The organism is Streptomyces sp. B21-105 (genome assembly GCF_036898465.1).
Taxonomy (GTDB): Bacteria; Actinomycetota; Actinomycetes; order Streptomycetales; family Streptomycetaceae; genus Streptomyces.
On sequence record NZ_JARUMJ010000001.1, the window covers coordinates 8,689,575 to 8,713,964 of the forward strand.

Sequence of the window (24,390 nt, forward strand, 5' to 3'; positions counted from 1 at the left end):
GCCGTGCCCGTGTGCGCGGCTCGACATGGGGGTTGCGGGCGAAGAAGCTGCGCGTGTACGCGTCGGGATGCTCGACGACGGCGTCCACGACGGCGTCGGGCAGGAACCGGTCCCGGCACAGCACCATCCGTACCGCGAGCGGTGCGTCCGCCAGCAGCCGCAGCAAGAGGTCGACCGGCGTGGACGGATTGAGCGCGAGCCCGGCCAGCCGCCGGGTCGGCAGATCGGTCCCGGCCCAGATGTCGTCGGGCGTGGGCATGCGCGGTCCCCCTGGAGAGGTGTGGGCCCCCTGCGTGGGCATGGTCCCCTGGACAGGCGGGCCCTTGCACAGTCATGGGCCCCCTGCGGTGGCAGGGGGCCCATGACCCTAACCGTCCGGCACCACGAGGTGCCAGGCGTTTCTCTAGCGGTGTCGCAGTCCGACCGTGATGACGCCGGCGACCCTCGTCATGATGCCGGTGTCATAGGTGACCTTCCCGTCGGACGTCTTCCAGATCCTGATGTGGAAGGTGTCCGGGCCGTCCGTGACGGTGACGCGGAAGCGGTAGCCGCTCTTGCCGTTGACCGTGCCGGATCCCTCCACGACGGCCCGGTTGCCGGTCACGACGAGCCAGTCGAGGCGAGCGGACCGGAACTTCGTGAGAGGCGACCGCAGATCGAGCGTGACCACGCCGGCCGGGGCGGAGGCCCCGGGCAGGTAGCCGGCCGACAGGGAGAACTTCGGCTTGCCGCGGGACGCGGACAGACCCGCGCCGACCGCCGGGCCGGCGGCCCGGTTGTACACGACCAGTTCGGGCAGCGTCGTGGTGGCCTTGCCGCCGTCGTCGTCGGTGACCGTGACCACGGGGCGGAGCAGACCGGCCGAGGTGTACGTGTGCTCGGCCCGGCAGTCGGACGCCGTGACGGCGCCCTTGACGGGCTTGCTGCCGTCCTTGAAGTCGACGACGCAGGTGTGCGTGTCACGGGCGCCCGCGTCGGCGAACTTGACGGTGACGACCGCCGGCCGGCCGACCGACACCGGGGACTTGGGACCGGTGGCGGAGGTGATCGAGGGAGCCGCGTTCGTCACCGTGACCACGGCCGTGTCGGTGCTGCGTCCGGCGGTCAGGGTGAGGGTGAACGTGCCGTCGTCGGTGCAGGTGACCGTCGTCCGGGTGGCCGTCGGGTCGGCGACCGTGCAGGGCGCGCCCTTCTCGGCCGTCCACTTCGGGCTGCCCGCCCCGGAGAGCGTGCCGTTCAGGGCGATCCGGTCGCCCTCCACGCCCTTGGCGTCCGGACCGGCGTGCACGACGCCCACCGGGTCGATGCTCGTGAGCGTGGGCACGACCTTCTTGATCAGTTTGTCGGCGTCGAACTCCAGCTTGTCGACGGTGGTCTCGCGGTGCGTGCCGTCGCCGCCGGGGATCGCGAACCGGTGGTAGGCGATGTACCAGTCGTCGGTGCCGGGCACATTCACGACCGAGTGGTGCCCGGTGCCGAGGATGCCCTGGGAGGCGTCCTTCTCCAGGATCACGCCCTGCTTGGTCCACGGGCCGGTGGGCGAGTCTCCGGTGGCGTAGGCGACCCGGTAGTTCTCGTCCCGGGTGTCGTTCTCCGACCACATGAAGTAGTAGACGCCCTTGCGCTTGATGACGAAGGCGCCCTCGTTGTAGCCGCTCGGGGTGATGTCCTGGACCTTCGAGGTGTCGATCGAGGTCATGTCGGCGTTCAGCGGGACGACGTACCCGTGGCCGTTGCCGAAGTACAGGTACGACTGGCCGTCGTCGTCGGTGAAGGCCGCCGGGTCGATCATCTGGCCGGGGAACTGGCCCGCCTTCAGCAGCGGCTTGCCGAGGGCGTCCTTGAAGGGGCCGGTGGGGGAGTCGGAGACGGCGACGCCGATGTTGGCGTCGGCGCAGAAGTAGAAGTAGTACTTACCGTTCTTCTCGGCGATGGTGGGCGCCCAGGCCCTGCTGTCCGCCCAGCTCACGTCGGGACCCAGGTCGAGGATGACCCCGTGGTCCGTCCAGTGCACCAGGTCGGTGGAGGACCAGGCCTTGAACTGTGTACCGCTCCAGCCCTCGAAGCCGTCGGTGGTCGGGTACATGTAGAAGGTGTCGCCGAAGCGGACGATGTTCGGGTCGGCGTTCAGCCCCGGCAGGACCGGGCTCTTCATGATCAGGGCGGACACCGTCCAGGTGCGCTTCGCGCCGTCGGAGCCGGTCACCTCGTACGTCAGCGGCTTGCTGAAGTCGCGCAGGGTGCCGGAGGCCGGGCTGATGCCCGCGCCGTGGGCCAGGGTGAACTGCGGTGCCAGAGCGGTGACGTCGCTGCCCTCGGTCAGCGGCAGGACGATCGTGCTGTTCTTGTCGTTGATCAGCGCGTCCACCTTGAGCGCCGGGTGGGTCGCCGCGGCGATGCCGGTGGTGTTGCCGGCGAGCTCCAGGACCTCGGCGGGCGTCAGGGCCCGGTTGTAGATCCGGAAGTCGTCGACCTCGCCCGCGAAGTACGGGTCCGGGGAGTACAGGGACTTGCCGATGTAGCCCGAGGCGTCCTTCGCCGCGTCGTACAGCTCGGACGGCTTGACGGTGACGCCGTTCACGCGGGCGACCTCGGCGCCGTCCACGTAGAGGACCGCCGTCTGGGTCGCGCCGTCCAGGGTGACGGTGACGTGCTTCCACTCGCCCGGGGTGAGCTGCGCGCCGCCGATCATCTGCTTCTCACCGGACCAGGTGGCCTTGGTGATCGCGGAGAACAGCTTGCCGCTGCCGTTGGAGGGGGTGGCGAAAAGGTACTTGTTGTTGTCCGGGCCGAGCCCGAACAGCCACTGGAAGTTGTCGCCGCCCTTCCACTTGACGTAGGTGGAGACGGTGACGCTGTCGACGTTCTTGAGCACTCCGTTCGGAATCTTCACGTACGGCGAGTCGGAGGTGCTGGAGCCGCCGGACATCTTGAACGAGCCGCCGTCGACGCCGGTCCCGAAGGCGGGCGTACGGACGTAGGTGCCGTGGAAGCCGTGGCCGCTGGAGTCACGGACGATGTTGCCGCCGCTCTCGTCGAAGCCGTAGTGCAGGAGCAGGTCGGCCGGGACGTCCGGGCCCTCGGCGGAGACCGTGACGTCGGCGTGGACCTCGATGGCCGCGTCGCCCGGCAGGTCGCCCTTCACCGCGAAGGAGCCGGCCTGCGCGTACTGCGAGGCGTCGATGTCCGCCCAGGTGACGGTGACGGGCCGCTTCGCGCCGTCCGCGTACGTGGCGATCACGGTGGCCGGCAGCACCGGCGCCTCACCGATCCGCGTCTTCACCGACACGTCCTCGACGCCGGTGATGATCTGGTCCGGCTGGTAGGCCTGCAGCAGCCGGTCGTACTCGGCCTGGGTGACCGGCAGCACCGTTCCGTGGCGCGGCTTCGACGGCAGGTCGTAGCCGGTGGACGGGGTCCAGTTGCCCCCCGCGAGGTCCTTCGTCTCGAACGGGATGTAGCCGCGGCCGCCGAACTCGTCGAGGAAGGCGTACCACTTCTCCTCGGTGTTGGACTTGAACACCAGCGGCCCCTCGGCCGCGTTCATCGCGCCCTTGCCGATGCCCTCGGCGACCGCGGTCCAGGAGAGGTTCAGCAGCGAGTTGCTCTTCTCCTCGAAGACGAACTTGCTGTTGGGGGTGGAGGAGGAGTTGTTGCGCTCGTCCTTCGACAGGCGGAAGTACGTGCCGTCGTGCTGGATCACCGTGGAGTCGATGACCGAGTAGCCGCGGTCGATCCAGACCTTGGGCTCGCTGAACGTGTAGAAGTCGCGGGTGGTGGCGTACATCATCCGGTTGTAGGTGTCGCCGGAGTGCGAGGCGTTGTCGTACAGCTTCGACGCCCAGAACACCACGTACTGGCCGAGCTGGGAGTCGTAGTACGCCTCCGGCGCCCAGGTGTTGCCGGCGCTGTCCGGGGAGACCTTCACCAGGCGCTGGTTCGTCCAGTGCACGAGGTCGGTGGACTCCCACACCATGATGGACTTGCTGCCGGAGCGCTGCGAGCGGTCCCAGTCGCCGTTGCCGTAGATCCTGAGGTCGGTGGCGATCTGGTAGAACTTGTCGCCCTCGGGGGAGCGGATGATGAACGGGTCGCGCAGGCCCTTCTCACCGAGCGTGGAGGTCAGGACGGGCTTGCCGTCGTTCAGCTCCCGCCACTTCAGCGGGTCGTTGCCCTTGCTGAGAGCCGCGTAGAGCTGCTCGCCGTCCGCGGTGCCCTCGCCGGTGAAGTAGCTGAACATGTAGCCCTTGAGGGCTTCCTTCACGGGGAGTTCGGGGACCTTTGCGGTGAACGTGCGGGTCGTCTTCGCGTCGCCCTTGGCGACGGTGGCGGTCAGGTCGGCCGTGGTGGCGCCGGCGCCGTGCGCGGGGCGGTGCACCACGCCGTCGGCGGAGACGACGTCCTCCTTGGCGGAGGACCAGGTCACGGTGGTGCCGAACGCGCCCGTCGCGGGAAGGGTGAGGTTGCCGCGGGCGTCGTCCAGGTTGTGGACGGCGAGGGCCTCGGCGGCCTGCTCGGTGGCGGCCTTGTCGTCGAGGGCCGGCAGGACCGTGACGTCGAAGGTCCGGGTGGCGGAGACGGAGCCCTTCTTCAGGGTCGCGGTGAGCGTGGCGTGGCCGTCGGGCTCACCCGCGGCCGGCCGGGTCACCTTGCCCGCGTCGGACACCACGTCGGTGTGGTCGCTCGACCAGGTGATGAGGGAGCCGCCGGCCGGGCCGGTCTTGGGCAGGGTCAGATCGGCGGTGACGGCGCTCGTGTCGCCGAGGTCCAGCGCGGCCTTGTCGTCCGCGACGCCCTGGGTGGCCACCGGCAGGGAGAGCTGCTCGACCTCGCCGGCGTCCAGGGCGCGGTTGTACACGCGGAAGTCGCGCATGTTGCCCTTGAACAGCCGGTCGCCCGAGTAGACGGACTTGCCGACGGCGTTGGCGGTGGTCGTGCCCGAGCCGATCGCGCCGGGGGTGATGGTCACCGACGTGTTGCGGGCGACCTCGACGCCGTCCTCGTACAGCACGCCGGTGGTCCCGGACTGGGTGTACGTGAGGTGCTTCCACACGCCGCGGGCCAGGTTGTGGGAGTCGGCGGGCTTGGTGTTCTGCTCGGTCGACCAGTTGCCGGTCGCGATCGAGGTGCGCAGGGAGTTGCCCGTGGTGAACAGGTAACCGTTCCCGTTGCCCCCGCTGGTGTTGCCGAATCCGTAGAGGAAGTACGGCGTGGCCTGGGCGGCGTCCATCTTCACGTCCATCGCGACGCTGATCGACGACATGCCCTTCATCACGTCGTTCGGCACCTTGACGTAGGTGTCCGAGCCGTTGAAGGAGAGGCCCTGGCCGGACGAGGAGAAGTCGGCGGTTCCGTTGACCGTGCCGTTCAGTCCGTGGCCGGAGGCGTCGGCGACCGTGGTGCCGGATGCGGCGTCGAATTTGTACCAGAGGGCCAGGCCGTCGGTGACATCGGCGGCCTCCGTCGCCTGGACCGGAGTCGTGGCCACGGCCAGGCCGGCGATCAGGGACACGGCGGTCAGTGCGGCCAGTCGTCCTGCCCCCCGTCCTGCCCGGCCTCGGAGTCGATGTCTGTGCGCCATGGGGGACCGCCGTTTCAACCGTGTGACGTGATGTTGCAGGAGTGTCAAACGTTGTGCATGGTCGCGTCAAGGCGTATCGAACGATGTCCGACAGGTCGAACGGTGGGAGTTGTGTCCAGGGAGCGGGCCGACGGTCGAGTCGAGGATCGCAGCCGGGCGGTCAGCGCCCGCCACCAGGGCGGCGAGGCCCGCGGGGCTCTCGCTCGCGACCAGAAGGACCGAGGCGATCCACCGGACTCCGCCGAGCCGGTGCCCGACGCTGTGGGGGAGGGTGGATCGGCGCGGCGGCCGCCTGGCCGAGACACCATCCGCCGTCCCGCCTCCTCCATCAGTACACGGCCGGAAGGCGCCGGTCTCGGCGGAGGTGTGGCAGCCACGGGCGAGGCGAGGCAATCTCGGCGGAGGTGCGCCGGGCCACGGCCGAGGTGCGGCCGGTCTCGGCGGCGCTGCGGCGGGAACGGTCCGGGGGAGCCGGTCTCGGCGGAGGCGTGGCAGCCGATGTCGAGGCGAGGCAATGTCGGCTGGGGCGCGCCGGTCACGGTCGACGTGTGCCGGTCACGGTCGGGGTGGGCCCGTCCGGCGGTCTCGCGGGGCACGGTCCAATCGAGCGAGACATGCGATGAGTGGCCCGACTCACATGGCCAACAAGGTCACTCACCGACACGATGGGTCCGTCACCGTCAGGCTGAAGGGGTCGAGGATGTTCCGCAAGGTGCTGGTCGCCAACCGCGGCGAGATCGCGATCCGTGCATTCCGCGCCGGCTACGAGCTGGGCGCGCGCACGGTCGCCGTCTTCCCGCACGAGGACCGCAACTCGCTCCACCGGCTGAAAGCCGACGAGGCGTACGAGATCGGCGAACCGGGACACCCGGTGCGCGCCTACCTCTCAGTGGAGGAGGTCGTCGGCGCCGCGCGCCGGGCCGGCGCCGACGCCGTCTACCCCGGCTACGGGTTCCTCTCGGAGAACCCCGAACTCGCCCGCGCCTGCGAGGAGGCGGGCATCACCTTCGTGGGCCCCGACGCCCGCACCCTCGAGCTGACCGGCAACAAGGCGAGCGCGGTGGCCGCGGCGCGCGCCGCGGGCGTCCCCGTGCTCGGCTCGTCCGCGCCCTCCAACGACGTCGACGAACTCGTCCGGGCCGCAGAGGAGATCGGCTTCCCGGTGTTCGTGAAGGCGGTCGCCGGCGGCGGCGGACGCGGCATGCGCCGGGTGGAGAACCCGGCCGCCCTGCGCGAGTCCATCGAGGCTGCCTCCCGCGAGGCGGCCTCCGCGTTCGGCGACCCCACCGTCTTCCTCGAGAAGGCCGTCGTGGACCCCCGCCACATCGAGGTTCAGATCCTCGCCGACGGCGAGGGCAACGTCATCCACCTCTTCGAGCGCGACTGCTCCCTCCAGCGCCGCCACCAGAAGGTCATCGAGATGGCGCCCGCGCCCGATCTCGCCCCGGAGCTGCGCGACCGGATCTGCGCCGACGCGGTCCGCTTCGCCCGGCAGATCGGCTACCGCAACGCCGGCACCGTCGAGTTCCTCCTCGACCCCGCCGGCAACCACGTCTTCATCGAGATGAACCCCCGCATCCAGGTCGAGCACACGGTGACCGAGGAGGTCACCGACGTCGACCTGGTCCAGGCCCAGCTGCGCATCGCCGCCGGGGAGACCCTCGCCGACCTCGGCCTGTCGCAGGAGACCGTCACCCTGCACGGCGCGGCCCTGCAGTGCCGCATCACCACCGAGGACCCCGCCAACGGCTTCCGCCCCGACACCGGCCGGATCAGCGCCTACCGCTCCCCGGGCGGCTCCGGCATCCGCCTCGACGGCGGCACCACCCACGCCGGCACCGAGATCAGCGCGCACTTCGACTCCATGCTGGTCAAACTCACCTGCCGCGGACGGGACTTCCCGACCGCGATCGGACGCGCCCGGCGCGCCGTCGCCGAGTTCCGCATCCGCGGCGTCGCCACCAACATCCCGTTCCTGCAGGCCGTCCTGGACGACGCCGACTTCCAGGCCGGACGGGTCACCACGTCCTTCATCGAACAGCGCCCGCACCTGCTCACGGCGCGCCACTCGGCCGACCGTGGCACCAAGCTGCTGACCTACCTCGCCGACGTCACCGTGAACAAGCCGCACGGCGACCGGCCCGACCTGATCGACCCGGTCGCCAAACTGCCGGCGACACCCGGCGGCGAGCCGCCCGCAGGCTCCCGCCAGCGACTGGTCCACCTCGGCCCCGAGGGCTTCGCCCGCTGGCTGCGCGAGTCGCCGACCATCGGCGTCACCGACACCACCTTCCGCGACGCCCACCAGTCCCTTCTGGCCACCCGGGTGCGCACCAAGGACCTCCTCGCCTCCGCCCCGCTGGTCGCCCGCACCCTGCCGAACCTGCTCTCCCTGGAGTGCTGGGGCGGCGCCACGTACGACGTCGCGCTGCGCTTCCTCGCCGAGGACCCCTGGGAGCGGCTGGCGGCCCTGCGCGAGGCCGTCCCCAACATCTGCCTCCAGATGCTGCTGCGCGGCCGCAACACCGTCGGCTACACCCCGTACCCGACGGAGGTCACCGACGCGTTCGTGCAGGAGGCCGCCGCCACCGGCATCGACGTCTTCCGCATCTTCGACGCCCTCAACGACGTCGGCCAGATGCGGCCCGCCATCGACGCCGTACGGGAGACGGGCACGGCGGTCGCCGAGGTCGCCCTGTGCTACACCTCCGACCTGTCCGACCCGAACGAGCGCCTGTACACCCTCGACTACTACCTCCGTCTCGCCGAGCAGATCGTCGAGGCCGGCGCCCATGTCCTGGCCGTCAAGGACATGGCCGGCCTGCTGCGCGCCCCGGCCGCCGCCAAGCTCGTCTCCGCGCTGCGCCGCGAGTTCGACCTGCCGGTGCACCTGCACACCCATGACACCGCGGGCGGCCAGCTCGCCACTTACCTGGCCGCGATCCAGGCCGGCGCGGACGCCGTCGACGGCGCCGTCGCCTCCATGGCGGGCACCACCTCGCAGCCCTCGCTGTCGGCGATCGTCGCCGCGACCGACCACTCCGAGCGGCCCACCGGCCTCGACCTCCAGGCCGTCGGCGACCTCGAGCCGTACTGGGAGGGCGTCCGCAGGATCTACGCCCCCTTCGAGGCCGGCCTCGCCTCCCCGACGGGGCGCGTCTACCACCACGAGATCCCCGGCGGCCAGCTGTCCAACCTGCGCACCCAGGCCGTCGCGCTCGGCCTCGGTGACCGCTTCGAGGACATCGAGGCGATGTATGCGGCCGCCGACCGCATCCTCGGCCACCTGGTCAAGGTCACTCCCTCGTCCAAGGTCGTCGGCGACCTCGCCCTGCACCTCGTCGGCGCGGGCGTGTCCCCCGACGACTTCGAGGCGGCGCCGGACCGTTTCGACATCCCCGACTCCGTCATCGGCTTCCTGCGCGGTGAGCTCGGCACGCCGCCCGGCGGCTGGCCCGAGCCGTTCCGCAGCAAGGCCCTGAGGGGCCGCGGCGAGGCCAAGCCGGTCCAGGAGCTGAGCGCCGAGGACCGCGAGGGCCTGGAGAAGACCCGCCGCGCCACCCTCAACCGGCTGCTCTTCCCCGGCCCGACGCGTGACTTCGAGACCCACCGGCAGGCGTACGGCGACACCAGCGTTCTCGACAGCAAGGACTTCTTCTACGGTCTGCGCCAGGCCAAGGAGTACGCCGTCGACCTCGAGCCGGGCGTGCGTCTGCTGATCGAACTGCAGGCCGTCGGCGAGGCCGACGAACGCGGTATGCGCACCGTCATGTCGACCCTGAACGGCCAGCTGCGGCCCATCCAGGTCCGCGACAAGGCGGCCGCCTCCGACGCCCCCGTGACCGAGAAGGCCGACCGCACCGACCCCGGGCATGTCGCGGCCCCGTTCGCGGGCGTCGTCACCCTGGCGGTCGCCGAGGGCGACGACGTGGAGGCCGGCGCGACCGTCGCCACCATCGAGGCGATGAAGATGGAGGCCACGATCACCGCGCCGAAGGCCGGCCGGGTGAGCAGGCTCGCCATCAACCGCATCCAGCAGGTGGAGGGCGGCGACCTGCTCGTCGTCGTCGGCTGACGCGACGGTCGCCGGCGCCCACCCGCCGGCGACCGCCTGCCGCCCCGCGGCCGCCGCCGCCCTGTCCACCGCGCTCGCGGCCACCGCGGGCCTTGCGGGTGTTCGCGGCGGTGGTCACCGCGGGGCGGCCTTCCGGGTGTTCACGGCCGTGTCACCGCAGGACGGCCTCCCAGGTGTCCACGGCGTAGTGCAGGGTCATGCCGTGACGGGCGTACAGCGCGGGCGCGCCGGTCGCGTTGGAGGTGTCCACGCCCAGCCCGACGGTGTCCCGCCCCCGGGCGGCGAACGCCGCGAACGCGTGCCGCAGCAGCAGCCCTGCGAGACCGCGCCCCCGGGCCTCGCGCAGGACGCCGATGGCCGGTATCCACCCCATGGCCTCACGGTCGTCACGGGCCATCAGGAACCCGCAGTCCCCGGCGTCGTGGGTGCCGGCGATCCACACCAGCGACCAGTCGAGCCCGGCGGCGTCCACGTCGTGCAGCCACTGCTCGTAGCGGCGCGGGTGGAAGTCGAAGTGCTCGGCGAACGTGGCCTGGAACAGCTCGTGGACGCGCCGCCGGTCCGCCTCCTCGGCGCAGGGCCGCAGCCGCACCCCGGCGGGCACCCGGGGCGGCAGGTCGGCGGCCCGGTCCAGACCCCGGCGCAGCACGTGATGCCGCCGCACCACGGACCAACCCCGCCCCCGCAGCAGCGAGACGTCCGTCGTGGGCCGTGCGTTGAGGTTCAGGTGCACCACGGCCCGCTCGGCGCCGTTCTCCCGGGCCTTCTCCAGCGCCCGCGCCTCCATCGCGGCCAGGACGAGCAGCCCTGCCTCCTGCCGGTCGGGCAGCACGTAGTGGTCCATGTCGACGCGCTCGCCGCCCGACTCGTCCCACAACAGGCCGTAGACCACCGGCCGGTCCCCGTCGAGGGCGAGCCAGGAGTCCCGTCGCAGGTCGACCTCGGGATGCTTCAGCTCCGCCTCGACGGAGTGCAGATCCGTCTCGGGACGGCCGATCTCGACCAGGTCGATCTCATTGAGGAGTCCGGCGATCGCCGGAGCGTCGGCGAGGGCGGCGGGGCGCAGGAAGGAGAACATGCGCCCAGGGTCCAAGGGTGCCAAGCCGGGCCGCAACACGTTTCCCGTGGCGCACGGTGCGGCGATGAGCTCTGTATGCGCCCCCGTGAGCCTGGGCAGAATCGTTCTGCCATTGATCACGCCGGGGACGACACGCGGTCGCCCCGCCGATTCCACGGGAAGGCAGGTCGGTCGTCGTGCAGTTGCGTCTTCCCTCCTCCGTATCCGAAGCGCAGCGCTGTCTCGCCGAGGGCGCGGTACCGGTCGGCGGAGCCACGCTGGTGTGGGCGGGCTGGCAGCGGGACGGCTTTCCCGAGCAGGCCGTGTCGCTGCGCCGGCTGCCGGAGGCGAACGCGGTCGGCCCCGAGGAGCTCGGCGGGGCCGTGCTGCTGCACCGCGTCGACGCGACCGTGCCCGAGGTGCTGCACCGGGCGGCCGGCGCGGTGGGCACCGGCGCCGTCCGCCGGGCGGCCACGGTCGGCGGCAACATCGTCGGCAGCACCCTGCGCTGTCTGCTCCCCGCCGCCCTCGTCCTCGACGCCCGGGCCACGGTCCTGACCGCCGACGGCGTCTACGAGACCGACCTGGCCGAGCTGCTGGCCAAACGCCTCGTGCTGCTCGCCCTGCGCTGGCGCACACCGCTGGCCAGCGGCTACCGCAAGCTGGAGGGCGAGGCGGGCGGCGCGCCGCCCCTCGTCGTCGCCGTCGCGCTGCACGCCGGGGACGAGGGCCGCGCCCACCTGCGCGTGGCCGTCCGCGACGGTTACGACGTGCTCAGCGGGAACGCCCCCTACGAGCCCGGCGCCGGCGCCGGAACCGGCGCCGGGGAGGTGTTGCACGCCCTGGAGGGCACGGAGCTCGGCGAGTTGCCCGCCGACGCCCGGGACGCCGTACACGACCAGGTCGCCGACGTGCTGGCCCGCGCCGCCGGCTGAGGGGCGGGCGCCGCGCGGGAGACCGGTGCCGCCGGGGCGGGCGCGCGGAGCCGTCGGCCGGGACGCACGCCCTCGCCGGGCCGTCACGCGGCAGGCCCGTCGCGCGCCCGTCGACGCGGGGCCCGTCCGTCCCACGTCCGCCCGTCGTGGGGAACGCGGCAGGCGCCCGCGTGGCGTGCCGGCCCGGCACGGGGGTTCCCGCCCCCGGACCCGGCACGGCCTATCGTGCCGCGCCGCGCTGCGGCCGCGGGCGTGTCCGCTCGCCGTCTGCGACTGCCGCATCGGCTACGTCCACCTGGAGACGCTGCCGCTGTACGACGTCGTCGCCGGCGGCGTCCTGGAACGCATCCCGGCGGCCGCTCCCCGTGGCACTCGGCACCGCCACACAGCGGCCCGGCCCCGCACAGCACTCCGCCCGCGTCACGAGGATCGCGACGCGGGCGGGGACGACGGACTGACGGATGTGCGGACGCGCAGGCGTTACGGCGTCACGTCCGTGACCCTCCAGCGCTGGTTGGAGCCGGAGTTGGCCTGCCAGGTGGTGACGGCCGAGCCCTCGTTGGTCGCCTGGCCGCCGACCTCGAGGAGACGTCCGGTCGCCACGTTGATCAGCGTCCAAGTGCTGTCACCGGTGGTCGACATGATCCACTCGGTGGCGGGGTCCCGCTCGCCGGTGTCCGGCTCGACCACCGGCACGTTGTCGCGGACGGCGAGACGCTTGCCCTCGGCCGGGTTGGCGAAGACGTACCGCTGGCGCGCGCCCTTGTCGCCGTGCCGTGCGTCGAGCTGCCACTGCTGCGCGGTGCTGCCGTTGGCCGACCCGATGACCAGGCTCTTGCCGTTGGCCGCGACGGTCACCGCCTTGCCGCTCTGCACGCCGGTCAGCGTGTACGAGTGGCCCTTGCTGAACAGGCCCGCGTTCTTCGCGACGCCCGAGACGCCCTTGACGGCGAACGAGGTCACGGACTGGGCGGGGACGGTGTAGGTGGCCTTGCCGTCGACGACCTTGACCGGGGCCTGCTGCTTCAGCTTGCCGTCGGCACTGGTCACGGTCGGGGTGACCGTCGCGCCCCGCTTGACGGTGCGGAACTTCGACAGGTCGATGGTGACCGTGCGGGCCGCGGTGGTGGAGTTGACGTGGACGAGGGAGACGCCCTTGCCGTTCTTCGTCACGGCGGCGGCGCTGGAGGTGTCGTCCACCTTGATGAGCTTGTCGCCGGGCTTGATGAAGTGCGTGAAGTTGCGGGCCGTGTCGAACTTGGTGTTCGTGTAGATCGGGCACGACTTCAGGGTGTCCGACTTGGTGCAGCTGAACGGGAGCTGGATCTCGCCCCAGTTGCCGCCCTTGGCGGATTCGCCGCCCGGCTTCATGTTGTCGTAGTCCTCGACCGGCTGCCAGAACACCCAGGCGCTGGGCTCCAGTTCACGCAGGTCGTTCACCATCTGCTGGGCGAGCCCGAGGCCCGGACGCATATCGGTGAAGCTCTGCCCGTCGCCCCAGTCGCCCTCGACCTCGCTCATCCACAGCGGCTTGTCGGCGGCCTTGGCGAGGTCGCGGACGGTGGTGCGCTGGCCGGTGCCGTAGGTGTGGACGTTCATCTGGTCCACGAGGTCCTTGGAGGCCTGCGAGTAGGAGTTCCAGTTCGTCGCGAAGATGGACGGGTTGGTCTCGTCCATCGCCGATATCTTCGCCTTGGTCTTCGCCTTCTTCAGCGCGGGCGCCAGCGCGGCGAGCACCTTCTCCTGGAGCGCGGGACCGATGTGGGCGCCCTCCTGGCGGCCGCCGACCGGTTGGCCGTTCGCGTCGAGACGGGTGCCCCAGTAGCCGGTGTTGGGCTCGTTGAACGGGTCGACGGTGTCGACCTTGATGCCCTCGGCCTTCTCCAGCCGCTTGGTCGCGCCCGCGATGTACGCTGCGAAGTCGTCGACCGAGTCGGCCTTCAGCTGGTCGGTGTTGGCGTTGAACCCGCCCGAGACGTAACCGCTTTCCGTCATGAACCACGGCGGGGAGTTGCTGAACGTCTCCCAGTGGGTGATGTCCTTCTTGATGCGGTCGACCCACCAGCGCTGGGTGGCGTCGGCGTTCTTGTTCCAGTCCGCCGGGTCGTCCGCGCTCCACCAGTCGGTGTCCTCGCGGGTGGTGCCCGCGGGCGCCTTCCACCAGCCCTCGACTGCGCCGCCCGCGCGCAGGTAGTCCTTCACGTCCGGCGCGTTGCCGCCGCCGATGTTGTAGCGGGCGATGTTCAGCGCGAGCCCGTCGTCGCCGAAGAGCAGCTTGGCGAGCTTCTCGCGGACCGCCGGCGGGTAGTCGCCGGTGGCGTTCGCGAACCAGACCAGGCTGGTGCCCCAGCCCTCGAACTTCTCCTGCTGGTACGACGGGTCCGGCGTCACGGTGACGGCGGCCTCGGCGTGCGCCTGCACGGGAACGCTGAGAAGCGCGGCCCCGGTGGCCAGTGCGGTGAGTGCGGCGGCCCCGAGGGTCCGTCCGCTGCGGATACGGCGTGCCATCTGTGCTCCCAACTGCGGTGCGGTCGCTGTGGTGGGCCCCGGCCGCCGCGCGGGCGGCAGGGGATGGCCCCCGGCCTCGGGCGCATGCCGTGCCGTGCCGGGGAGTCGTGTGTGTTGGCGGATTGCGGGTGCGGTGACGACGGCGGGCTGCGCGGGGTGTGCCGCCCGGCGCCGTGACCGGAAGGGTTCGCCGAGCCGGTGAACCCTTCCGGAGACCCGCCCTAGCGCGCGGGCTGTCGCAGGACGGCGACGTCCCGCGGGCCGAGCACCGGCGCGCCGTCCGTGCCGCCGGAGCCGATCAGGATCTCTCCCTCCAGCCCGGCCACCGGCACCGTCGCGTCGGTCCGGTTGACGAGGAACAGGAACCGTTCCCCGGCGCCGCGGCGGACGGTCAGCTCGACCTTGCCCCGCACGTCGGCGGGGAGTTCGCTGCCGACGCCGGCCGGCTCCAGCAGCCTCGGCAGCAGCGAGCGGAGCCCGTCGACGCCGAGCCGGGTGGAGACGTACGAGGCGGAGCCGGTGCCGGTGGACCGCCGGGTGACGGCGGGGCGGCCGGCGTGCACTCCGGTGCGGTAGTGCGCCAGCACCTCGGTGTCGTCGTCGGTCACGGTGATCCGGTCCGTCCACAGGGTGCCCCAGGTGGAGTCGTCCAGCTCCACGCTCTCCCCGGCGAGCAGCGGGCCGAACTCCTCGATGCGCACGCCGAGCAGGTCGCGCAGGGCGCCCGGGTAGCCGCCGAGCCACACGTGGTCGTTCTCGTCGACGATCCCGGAGAAGTACGTGGTGACGAGGTGGCCGCCCTGCTCGGCGTACCGCGTGAGCTCCTTGGCGAGCTCGGCGGGGACGACGTGCAGCACGGGCGCGACGAGCACCTGGTGCCGGGAGAGGTCGGCGCTGGTGGTGACGAGGTCGGCGCGCACGCCGAGGGCGAGCAGGGCCGAGTACCAGTCGAGCGCCTCCTGCCGGTAGTCCAGCAGGGCCGTGGGGTGCGAGTCCTGCTCGCTCGCCCACCACGACTGCCAGTCGTAGAGGATGCCGACAGCGGCCGGTTCGCGCTCCGAACCCGCCACCGGGGCCAGCGTCTTGAGCTGGGCGCCGAGGTCGGCGACCGCGCGGAAGAGGTCGCTGTCGGGGCCGGCGTGCGGAACCATCGCCGAGTGGTACTTCTCGGCGCCCGCCGCGGACTGCCGCCACTGGAAGAAGCACACCGCGTCCGCGCCGTGCGCCACGTGCAGCAGCGAGTCACGGGCCAGGTCGCCGGGCCGCTTCGCCACGTTGACGGGCTGCCAGTTGACCGCGCTGGTGGAGTGCTCCATCAGGAACCACGGCCGGCCGCCCGCGATGCCGCTGACGAGGTTCGCGGAGAACGACAGCTCGTCGCGGTCCTGCGGGCCGGGGTGCACGTAGTGGTCGTTGGAGACGAAGTCGATCTCGCTCGCCCAGTCCGGGTAGTCCATGCCCTTGGTGCCGCCCATCACCATGAAGTTGGTGGTGACGGGGATCTCGGGGGTGATCTCGCGCAGGATCTCCCGCTCGGCGACCAGGTGGTCCTTGAGCGCGTCCGAGGAGAACCGCTTGAAGTCCAGCTGCTGGGTCGGGTTGGGGTGCGAGGCGGCCAGCCGGGGCGGCAGGATCTGCTCCCAGTCGCTGTAGCGCTGCGACCAGAACGCCGTTCCCCAGGCGTGGTTGAGCGCGTCGAGGCTGCCGTAGCGGGCGCGCAGCCAGACCCGGAAGGCGCGGGCGGCGTCGTCGGAGTGGTCGTAGACGTTGTGGCAGCCCAGCTCGTTGGAGACGTGCCAGGCGACGAGGGCCGGGTGGTCCTTGTAACGTCCGGCGATCTCCCGGACCAGCCGCAGGGCGTGCTCGCGGAAGACCGGCGAGGTGGGCCGCCAGTGCTGGCGCGCCCCCGGCCACAGGGTCTCGCCGTTCGCCGTGACCGGCAGGATCTCGGGGTGGGCGGTGGTCAGCCACGGCGGCGGGGACGCGGTGGCGGTGGCCAGGTCGACGCCGATCCCGCCCGCGTGCAGCAAATCCATGACCTCGTCGAGCCAGCCGAAGTCCCAGGTGTCCGGGCCCGGCTGGATGCGGGCCCAGGAGAAGATCCCCACGGAGACGACGGTGACGCCGGCCTCCCGCATCAGCCGGACGTCCTCCTCCCACACGTCCCGGGGCCACTGCTCGGGGTTGTAGTCGGCGCCGTAGGCCAGACGCGGAGCGGGGTCACCGTCCGCCCCGCGCAGCATGCGGGACTGGAGGGTGGAGATCATGGCGGTCCTTCCGAAGGCAGGCGGTGCACGGGGGTGGCCCGAAGGCGGTGCACGGGGGCGGCGCGGCCCGGGTGCCGCGCCGCCCGGCGTCTACTGCTGTGCTGGTGCTGTGCCGACTGCTTCCGCTGCCGGCGGCTTCAGGTGTCGACTACTTCTCGATGGTGAAGCCCTGCTCCTCGCCGTACTTGACCGAGGCGTTCTGCCAGGCCTTCAGGCCGTCCGCCAGCTTGGTGCTGGAGACGTACGCCTTGCCGACCGTGTCGTTGAAGATCGAGTTGGCGTACGGCTGGAACGGGAGGTACGACCAGTCGCTCGCCACGTTCGCGGCGGAGTCGGCGAAGATCTTGTTCGCCTCCTGGCCGTCGAAGTAGTCGAACTTCTTGCTCTGGAACGCGGGCGACTCGAGCTCCGCCTTGGTGGCGGGGAAGGCGCCCTCGCTGACGCGGGTGGCGACACCGGCGCCGGAGTTGGCGTACTCGGTGAAGGCGTAGGCGAGTTCCTTGTTCTTGGCCAGCGACGGGACGGCCAGCGAGCTGCCGCCGTTCTCCGCGCTCGCCTTGTCGCCCTTGGTCCAGGCCGGCATCGGCGCCGCGCGCCACTGGCCCTTGGCGTTCGGCACGCCGGTGCTGAAGTTGGCGGGCATCCAGGCGCCGGTGGCCAGGGTGGCGATGGTGCCGTCGCCCAGGCCCTTGTACCAGTCGTCGGTCCAGCCGTTGACCGGGGCGAGCAGCTTCTCGCTGATCAGCTGCTGCCAGACCGTCTCGAACTTCTTGGCGCCCGCGTCGTCGAAGTTGACGCCGAGCTTGGTGCCGTCGACCTTGTAGGGGCGCGAACCGGCCTGCCACAGCAGGGAGGTGGTGAGGCCCGCGTCACCGAGGTCGCTGGTGATGTACGCCTTCGGGTCGGCCTTGTGGAGCTTGCGGGCCGCGTCCAGGTACTCGTCCCAGGTGGTGGGGACGGCGATCTTGTACTTGTCGAAGACCGTCTTGTTGTAGAACAGCGCCATCGGACCCGAGTCCATCGGCAGGCCGTAGACCTTGTCGCCGTCGCTGACCGCGTTCCACGGGCCCGGCGTGTACTTCGACGCCAGCTTGTCGGCGCCGTAGGGGGCCAGGTCGGTCAGGCCCTTGGTGAGGGAGTACTGGCCGAGCGCGAAGTACTCGACCTGGGCGACGTCCGGGACGCCCTTGCCGGCCGAGATCGCGTTGGACAGCGCGGTGTAGTGCTTGTCGCCGGAGCGCTCGCTGACCAGGTTGACCTTGACCTTGGGGTACTTCTTCTGGAAGTCGGCGGCCACGGTCTTCAGGGTGGGCTCCCACGCCCAGACCGTGATGTCGCCGCCCTTGTCCAGGGCTGCCTGGAGGTCGCCGGCGGAGACGGCCTTGGTGTCGGAGTCGTCGTCCGAGCCGCCGCAGGCGGTGACGCCCAGGGCCAGGGTGGAGACGAGGGCGATGCCGCGCAGGATGCGGCTCGTTGTTCTGCGCATGGGGCTTCCACTTCTTCGTGGGTGGGACAGGTGAGGGTGGGGGTGGTGCTGGTAAGGCTTAAATGTGGGGCTTGTGGGGGCCGTCCACGTCACTCCTTGACGCTTCCGGCGGCGAGGCCGGACTGCCAGTACTTCTGGAGGAACAGGAAGGCGGCGATCAGCGGAAGGATCGTCAGCAGGGACCCCGTGATCACCAGGTTGAAGATCACGTCACCGCCGATGGTCTGCGCCTGGGAGCTCCAGGCGCTCAGACCCAGCGTCAGCGGGTACCAGTCGGGGTCCTTCAGCATGATCAGGGGGAGGAAGTAGTTGTTCCAGGTGGCGACCGTGGTGAACAGCAGGACGGTCACGATCCCGGGGGCCAGCAGCGGCAGCGCCACCTGGAAGAAGGTCCGCACCTCGCTCGCCCCGTCCATCCGGGCCGCCTCCAGCAGCTCGGTCGGGATCGCCTCGGCGGCGAACACCCACATCAGATAGAGGCCGAACGGCGACACCAGCGACGGGATGATGACCGCCCACGGGGTGTCGGTCAGCCCCATCTTGCTGAACATCAGGAAGGTGGGCACCGCCAGCGCCGTACCCGGCACGGCCACCGCGCCGATCACCACGGCGAACACGGCGCGCCTGCCGGGGAACTGGAACTTCGCCAGCGCGTACCCGCCGAGCACGGCCAGCAGCGTCGCGCCGCCCGCGCCGAGCCCCACGTACAGCAGGGTGTTCAGCAGCCAGCGGCCGAAGATGCCGTCGTGGTAGGTGAAGGTGTCCCGGACGTTGTCCCACAGGGCGAAGTCGTGGGCGAACCAGAGGCCGCCTGAGTCGGCCAGGCCGGCCTGGGTCTTCGTCGAGTTGATGACCAGCCAGATCAGCGGCACCACGGTGTAGAGGACCATCAGGGCCATCAGCACCGTCAGCAGCACGTTGCGCCTCGGCTTGCCGGGGGTGTGCTTCTTACGGGGGGTGCGCAGTCCGGGCGCGGCGCTCTTCGCGGGGGAGGCGGTGACAGAGGTGCTCATCGGGTCACGCTTCCTTACGCATGCCGCGCAGCTGGACGGCGTAGGCGACGATCATCGTGATGACGCCCATGATGATGGCCACCGTCGCGGAGTAGTTGTGCTGCTGGCCGTTGAACGACAGCGAGTACGTGTAGAAGTTCGGCGTGAAGTCCGTGGTGATGGAGTTCAGCGCCAGTGGACGCAGGATGCTCGGCTCGTTGAAGAGCTGGAAGCTGCCGATGATGGAGAAGATCGTGGCGATGACGATCGCTCCCCGGATCGCGGGCAGCTTGATCGAGCGGATGATCCGCCACTGCCCGGCGCCGTCGATCTCCGCCGCCTCGTACAGCGAGGTCGGGACGACGCGCAGCGCCGAGTAGAAGATCAGCATGTTGTACCCGACGAACTCCCAGGTCACGATGTTGCCGATGGAGGCGAGCACCCAGCCGGGGGAGAGCAGGTCGGGCAGCGTGACACCGAAAGCGGAGTTGATGTCGCCCACCAGGCCGTACTTGGTGCCGTACATGAAGCCCCACATCAGGGTGGCGACCACGGCGGGCACGGCGTACGGGAGGAAGATCGTGATCCGGAAGAAGCTCTTGCCGTACAGCCGGCCGCTGTCCAGCGCCAGCGCCACCAGCAGGGCGATGCCGAGCATGAGCGGCACCTGGACGGCCAGGAAGAGCGCCACCCGGCCGACGGCGCCCCAGAAGGCGTCGTCCTGCAGGGCCCGGGTGTAGTTGTCCAGGCCGACGAACCGGTTTCCGCCGATGAGCTGGTTCCGGAAGAGGCTGAGGTAGATCGAGTACACGATCGGGGCCAGGAAGACCAGCGCGAACACGGCCACGAACGGACCGAGGAAACCCCACCCGGTCCAGGAGCGGCGGTCCCGTTTCGCCGGAGGCGGTGCCGGCCGCGGCTCGGCGGCCACCGGCGGTTGCAGCGTCGTCATGTAGTTCCTCGCTCGTCCAGTCCTGGAACCGGCGGTGATGCGCGGAGATTTCCGGTCGCCTCACCGCCACCATGATGTTTGCGTAAACATCAGCCACGCAAGGGGGCTGTACAAGCTGTTATGTTTACGTAAACATCTGATGGCGGCATGTTTACACTGCCCCGATAACGATGGTCAAGGGCCCTCCGGGGAGACTGTGACAGCTGAGCCGACAGAGAGGTGGGCACACGGGGTGGACATGGCCGAAAGAACACCGGCGAGAGGGTCACGGCGGCCGCGGGCCACGGCCTCCATGGCGGACGTCGCGCGGCTCGCGGGGGTGTCCTCGCAGACGGTGTCCCGGGTCTCCAACGGGTATGCCGGGGTGAACGAGGGGACCCGGCGGCAGGTGCTCGAGGCCATGAAGGAACTCGGCTACCGGCCCAACAGCGCCGCCCGGGCCCTCAAGCGCGGGGAGTTCCGCACCATAGGCGTCATCACGTTCACGCTGTCCACCACCGGCAATGTGCGCACCCTGGAGGCGATCGCCACCTCGGCCGCCGAAGAGGGCTACGCGGTGACGCTGCTCCCGGTGGCCGTGCCCACCTCCGACGAGGTGCGCGGCGCCTTCTCCCGGCTGGAGGAACTGGCCGTCGACGCGGTGATCGTCATCATGGAGGTGCACCTGCTCGACGCGGCGACCGTCAAACTCCCGCCGCACGTCCAGGTCGTCGTGGTGGACTCCGACGCCGGCGACCACTACACCGTCGTCGACACCGACCAGGCCGGCGGCACCCGCACCGCCGTCCAGCACCTCCTCGACCTCGGCCACCGCACCGTCTGGCACCTCGGCGGGCCCGAGGGCTCGTTCGCCGCGCAACGCCGCGCGGACGCCTGGCGCGCCGCCCTCACCGAGGCGGGCCGCCCGGCCCCGCCCCTGGTCCGCGGCGACTGGTCGGCGGAGTCCGGCTACCGGGCCGGCCTCGAACTCGCGGCCCATGGGGAGTGCACGGCCGTCTTCGCGGCCAACGACCAGATGGCCCTGGGTCTGCTGCGCGCCCTGCACGAAAGCGGCCGCCGGGTGCCCGAGGACGTCAGCGTCATCGGTTTCGACGACATCCCCGAGGCGAGCTCCTTCCTGCCCCCGCTCACCACCCTGCACCAGGACTTCGCCGAGGTGGGCCGGCTGTGCGTCCGGGCCGTGCTGCGCAAGATGCGCCCGGACGGCGCCGAACACGGCACCACGCTCGTGCCGACGCGGCTCGTGCACCGGCAGAGCACGGCCCCGCCGCCCGGGTCGGACTGACACCGGGCGGCGCCGACCGCGCCGTCCCGGGGCAAGGGGGCTGTGCGGTCGTCCGCGCAGAGCACGGCGGCTCTACGACAACACGGCGCGCAAGACGACTGGGGGGCCGGCGTCCGGGAGCCTCCGGTCACCTCGGGTGCGCGCACGCGGTCCGCGTCCGGGAGTCTCTGGTCACCGGTCATCACCTCGGGTGCTCGCCCACGGCCCGGGCCGCGGTGCGCCAGGCCGTCGTGACGGCGAGCCGGGCGGCCGTCGTACCGCGCTCCGTCTCCGCGGGCAGCCGCAGCGGCGCGCCCAGGTGGACGTGGCAGTGCGGGCGCCGCACCGGCGCCGTCAACGTGCCCGCCAGCTGCTTCGCGGCCGAGCCGGAGGCGATGCGCCGGGCACCCGCGTGGCCCACCGGCACCACCAGGGCGCCGGTCGCCTGCGCCAGCCGGGCCAGCCCGGTGCGGAACGGTTCGGGCGCGGTCGCCGCGGCGTCCCTGCGGCGCGGCAGCCCGCCCTCGCCGTACAGCAGCACGTGTCGCCCGCCCGCCAGCGCCTCCGCGGCGGCGTCGAGAGCCAGCGCCGCGTGCGCCGTGCGGCGGTGTACCGGGATGTGCCCCGCCCGGGACAGCGCCCGGCCGAGCAGCGGTACGCGCCACAGCCCCGCGGTCGCCATGACCACCGGCTCCAGTTCGAACCGCCGCAGGGCGGCCATGACGACGGCGGGGTCGGCGAGGGAGTCGTGGTTGGCCACGAAGATGCTGCCCGCGGGCAGCCGCAGCTTGATCTCGCTGGTGACGGTGAGCCGCCCGAAGAGCGGCGTCAGGGCGATGACGGCACGGCTGAACACGAGGGTGCCTCTCCGTAGGGGCGGTCGGAGCCTCAGTGTCGTGGGTCCCGGCCGGCCGCGCCTGAGTACCGCTACTCAGATCCCTGCGCCGAACGCCTCCCGGAATCAGCCGAACGTCTCCCGGCAACAGCCGAACACCGCACGGAATCACCGGTGTTCAGCGCCCCGTCGGGGGCATCCGCACAGCAGCGGCTCGCCCGGGAGGCGGGCCCCACCCCGAAAGGACGGACCCCGTGCTCGCCATCGTCTCGGCAGTGCTGTTCTTCATCGCCTTCCTGATCAACGCGGCGGACATCTCCACCAACGACACCTTCACCTCCACCAACGTCATGCTCCTCGGCCTGACCGCGCTCGCCCTTCACGTCGCGGGCATCGGCAGCGGCTGGTCGGTGCGCGGCCGCCGACGCTGAGCGCGCCGCCCGGCGACCCGCGGGAAAAGCCGGCCCGTACTCGCGGACAGCCGCTCCCACGAGGGAAGATGGGGCCGCAGGTCAATGGTCAACCGATGTGGAGGAGCGGGCACATGCAGCACGAGCGAGCGGGCCAGGCGGCCGGCCCCGAGGATCTCGTCGACGTCGCCCGGCTGGTCACCGCGTACTACGCGCTGCACCCCGACCCGGCCGATCCGGCGCAGCGCGTAACGTTCGGCACCTCCGGGCACCGCGGGTCGTCGCTGAACACCGCGTTCAACGAGGACCACATCGCGGCCACCAGCCAGGCCATCTGCGAGTACCGGGCCGCGCAGGGCACCGACGGTCCCCTCTTCCTCGGCGCCGACAGCCACGCCCTGTCGGAGCCGGCCCGGGTCACCGCTCTCGAGGTGTTCGCGGCGAACGGCGTGACCGTGCTCATCGACAGCGCCGACGGCTACACGCCCACGCCCGCCGTCTCGCACGCCATCCTGACCCACAACCGGGGGCGCACCGCCGCTCTCGCCGACGGCGTCGTGGTCACCCCCTCGCACAACCCGCCCGCCGACGGCGGCTTCAAGTACAACCCGCCGAGCGGCGGGCCCGCGGGCTCCGACGCCACCTCCTGGATCCAGGACCGGGCCAACGAGATCATCGGCGCCGGCCTGAAGGACGTCCGGCGCGTCCCCTACACGCGGGCCCTCGCCGCACCCACGACGCAGCGGTACGACTTCCTCGGCGCGTACGTCGCCGATCTGCCCGGCGTCCTCGACCTGGACGCGATCCGCGCCGCCGGCGTGCGCATCGGCGCCGACCCGCTGGGCGGGGCCTCGGTCGCCTACTGGGGCAGGATCGCCGAGCAGCACCGCCTCGACCTCACCGTGGTCAATCCGCTCACCGACCCGACCTGGCGATTCATGACGCTGGACTGGGACGGCAAGATCCGCATGGACTGCTCGTCGCCGTACGCGATGGCCTCCCTCATCGGCCGCCGCGACCGCTTCGACATCGCCACAGGCAACGACGCGGACGCCGACCGGCACGGGATCGTCACCCCCGACGCGGGCCTGATGAACCCCAACCACTATCTGGCCGCGGCCATCGCCTACCTCTACGCGCACCGCGAGCAGTGGCCCGCGAGTGCGGGCATCGGCAAGACGCTGGTGTCGTCCTCCATGATCGACCGCGTCGCCGGCGACCTCGGACGCCGGCTGGTCGAGGTGCCCGTCGGCTTCAAGTGGTTCGTGGACGGCCTGGTGGACGGTTCACTCGGCTTCGGCGGAGAGGAGTCCGCGGGCGCGTCCTTCCTGCGCCGCGACGGCTCCGTCTGGACGACCGACAAGGACGGCCTCATCCTCGCCCTGCTGGCCTCCGAGATCACGGCGGTGACCGGCAAGACCCCTTCCGAGCACTACGCCGCGCTCACCGACCGCTTCGGCGCTCCCGCCTACGCCCGCATCGACGCCCCGGCCACCCGGGAGGAGAAGGCGCTGCTCGGCAGGCTGTCGCCCGCCCAGGTCGCCGCCGACTCTCTGGCCGGCGAGGCGGTCACCGGCGTGCTCACCGAGGCGCCCGGCAACGGCGCGTCCATCGGCGGCATCAAGGTGACCACCGAGAACGCCTGGTTCGCGGCCCGCCCGTCGGGGACCGAGGACGTCTACAAGATCTACGCCGAGTCCTTCCTCGGCCCCGACCACCTGCGCCGGGTCCAGGAGGAGGCCAAGGACGTGGTCGACGCGGCACTGGGCGGCTGAGCAGCGGCGGCGGGGCGCGGGGGGTCGGTGACCGGCGCGCTTGCCGGGGCTCCCGCGCCCGTGGCGACGCTCGCACCGTGCCCGCGCCTGCCTGCGCGCCTGCTTCCGTGCCGCGCCTGTGCCGCGCCCGCGCCTGTGCCGCGCCCGCGCCTGTGCCGCGCCCGCGCCTGTGCCGGCGCTCGCACCCGTGCCCGCGCCTGCCTGCGCGCCTCCTCCCGCGTCCGGGGCCGCGTCCGTCGGCGCTCCCGCTGTC

13 protein-coding genes and 1 pseudogene are annotated in these 24,390 nt (G+C 71.5%); 6 read left to right on the forward strand and 8 right to left on the reverse strand.

Going from position 1 to position 24,390, the window contains the following annotated elements:
• Nucleotides 1-403: 403 nt before the first annotated feature.
• Entirely contained in the window at nucleotides 404-5,581 is a 5,178-nt protein-coding gene (locus tag QA802_RS38890; RefSeq protein WP_334533149.1) for a family 43 glycosylhydrolase, read from the reverse strand.
• A gap of 700 nt (nucleotides 5,582-6,281) precedes the next feature.
• Between QA802_RS38890 and QA802_RS38895 the strand changes: the two genes are divergently transcribed.
• Nucleotides 6,282-9,656: a pyruvate carboxylase gene (locus tag QA802_RS38895; protein WP_334533151.1), complete on the forward strand. Its 3,375-nt coding sequence runs from the start codon at nucleotides 6,282-6,284 to the stop codon at nucleotides 9,654-9,656.
• Between the two features lie 151 nt (nucleotides 9,657-9,807).
• On the opposite strand, the gene QA802_RS38900 is transcribed toward QA802_RS38895, so the two are convergent.
• Nucleotides 9,808-10,734, reverse strand: coding sequence for a GNAT family N-acetyltransferase (locus QA802_RS38900; RefSeq protein ID WP_334533153.1), 927 nt, complete (start codon nucleotides 10,732-10,734; stop codon nucleotides 9,808-9,810).
• Nucleotides 10,735-10,910: 176 nt separating this feature from the next.
• On the opposite strand from QA802_RS38900, the gene QA802_RS38905 reads away from it, so the two are divergent.
• Both QA802_RS38905 and QA802_RS38910 read left to right on the forward strand, forming a co-directional pair.
• The gene (locus tag QA802_RS38905) at nucleotides 10,911-11,648 is read left to right on the forward strand and encodes an FAD binding domain-containing protein (protein ID WP_334533156.1); all 738 of its coding nucleotides are present in this window, start codon (nucleotides 10,911-10,913) and stop codon (nucleotides 11,646-11,648) included.
• A gap of 223 nt (nucleotides 11,649-11,871) precedes the next feature.
• Nucleotides 11,872-12,012: pseudogene (locus tag QA802_RS38910) on the forward strand (STM4011 family radical SAM protein); the annotation flags it as partial.
• Between the two features lie 116 nt (nucleotides 12,013-12,128).
• On the opposite strand, the gene QA802_RS38915 reads toward QA802_RS38910, so the two are convergent.
• The 5 genes from QA802_RS38915 to QA802_RS38935 form a co-directional block, all read right to left on the reverse strand.
• Entirely contained in the window at nucleotides 12,129-14,156 is a 2,028-nt protein-coding gene (locus QA802_RS38915) for a glycoside hydrolase (protein ID WP_334533159.1), read from the reverse strand.
• 221 nt (nucleotides 14,157-14,377) lie between these two features.
• Nucleotides 14,378-16,423 (reverse strand): beta-galactosidase, encoded by a 2,046-nt coding sequence (locus tag QA802_RS38920; RefSeq protein WP_334533161.1) that lies wholly within the window; start codon nucleotides 16,421-16,423, stop codon nucleotides 14,378-14,380.
• Nucleotides 16,424-16,571: 148 nt separating this feature from the next.
• A complete protein-coding gene (locus tag QA802_RS38925) occupies nucleotides 16,572-17,909 on the reverse strand; it encodes an ABC transporter substrate-binding protein (RefSeq protein ID WP_334533164.1) in 1,338 nt (445 codons plus the stop codon).
• 89 nt (nucleotides 17,910-17,998) lie between these two features.
• A complete protein-coding gene (locus QA802_RS38930; protein ID WP_334533167.1) occupies nucleotides 17,999-18,922 on the reverse strand; it encodes a carbohydrate ABC transporter permease in 924 nt (307 codons plus the stop codon).
• A gap of 4 nt (nucleotides 18,923-18,926) precedes the next feature.
• Nucleotides 18,927-19,853, reverse strand: a complete 927-nt coding sequence (locus tag QA802_RS38935) for a carbohydrate ABC transporter permease (protein ID WP_334533169.1) — start codon at nucleotides 19,851-19,853, stop codon at nucleotides 18,927-18,929.
• A gap of 292 nt (nucleotides 19,854-20,145) precedes the next feature.
• Between QA802_RS38935 and QA802_RS38940 the strand changes: the two genes are divergently transcribed.
• Nucleotides 20,146-21,138, forward strand: coding sequence for a LacI family DNA-binding transcriptional regulator (locus QA802_RS38940; RefSeq protein WP_443042242.1), 993 nt, complete (start codon nucleotides 20,146-20,148; stop codon nucleotides 21,136-21,138).
• A gap of 181 nt (nucleotides 21,139-21,319) precedes the next feature.
• Here the strand turns inward: QA802_RS38940 and QA802_RS38945 are convergent, their stop codons facing one another.
• Nucleotides 21,320-21,973, reverse strand: a complete 654-nt coding sequence (locus tag QA802_RS38945) for a lysophospholipid acyltransferase family protein (RefSeq protein WP_334533173.1) — start codon at nucleotides 21,971-21,973, stop codon at nucleotides 21,320-21,322.
• A gap of 233 nt (nucleotides 21,974-22,206) precedes the next feature.
• On the opposite strand from QA802_RS38945, the gene QA802_RS38950 reads away from it, so the two are divergent.
• Nucleotides 22,207-22,383 carry a hypothetical protein gene (locus tag QA802_RS38950; protein WP_334533175.1) on the forward strand — a complete coding sequence of 59 codons (177 nt, stop codon included), beginning with the start codon at nucleotides 22,207-22,209 and terminating at the stop codon, nucleotides 22,381-22,383.
• A 113-nt stretch (nucleotides 22,384-22,496) separates the two neighbouring features.
• A complete protein-coding gene (gene pgm, locus QA802_RS38955) occupies nucleotides 22,497-24,137 on the forward strand; it encodes a phosphoglucomutase (alpha-D-glucose-1,6-bisphosphate-dependent) (protein ID WP_334533177.1) in 1,641 nt (546 codons plus the stop codon).
• Nucleotides 24,138-24,390: the final 253 nt, after the last annotated feature.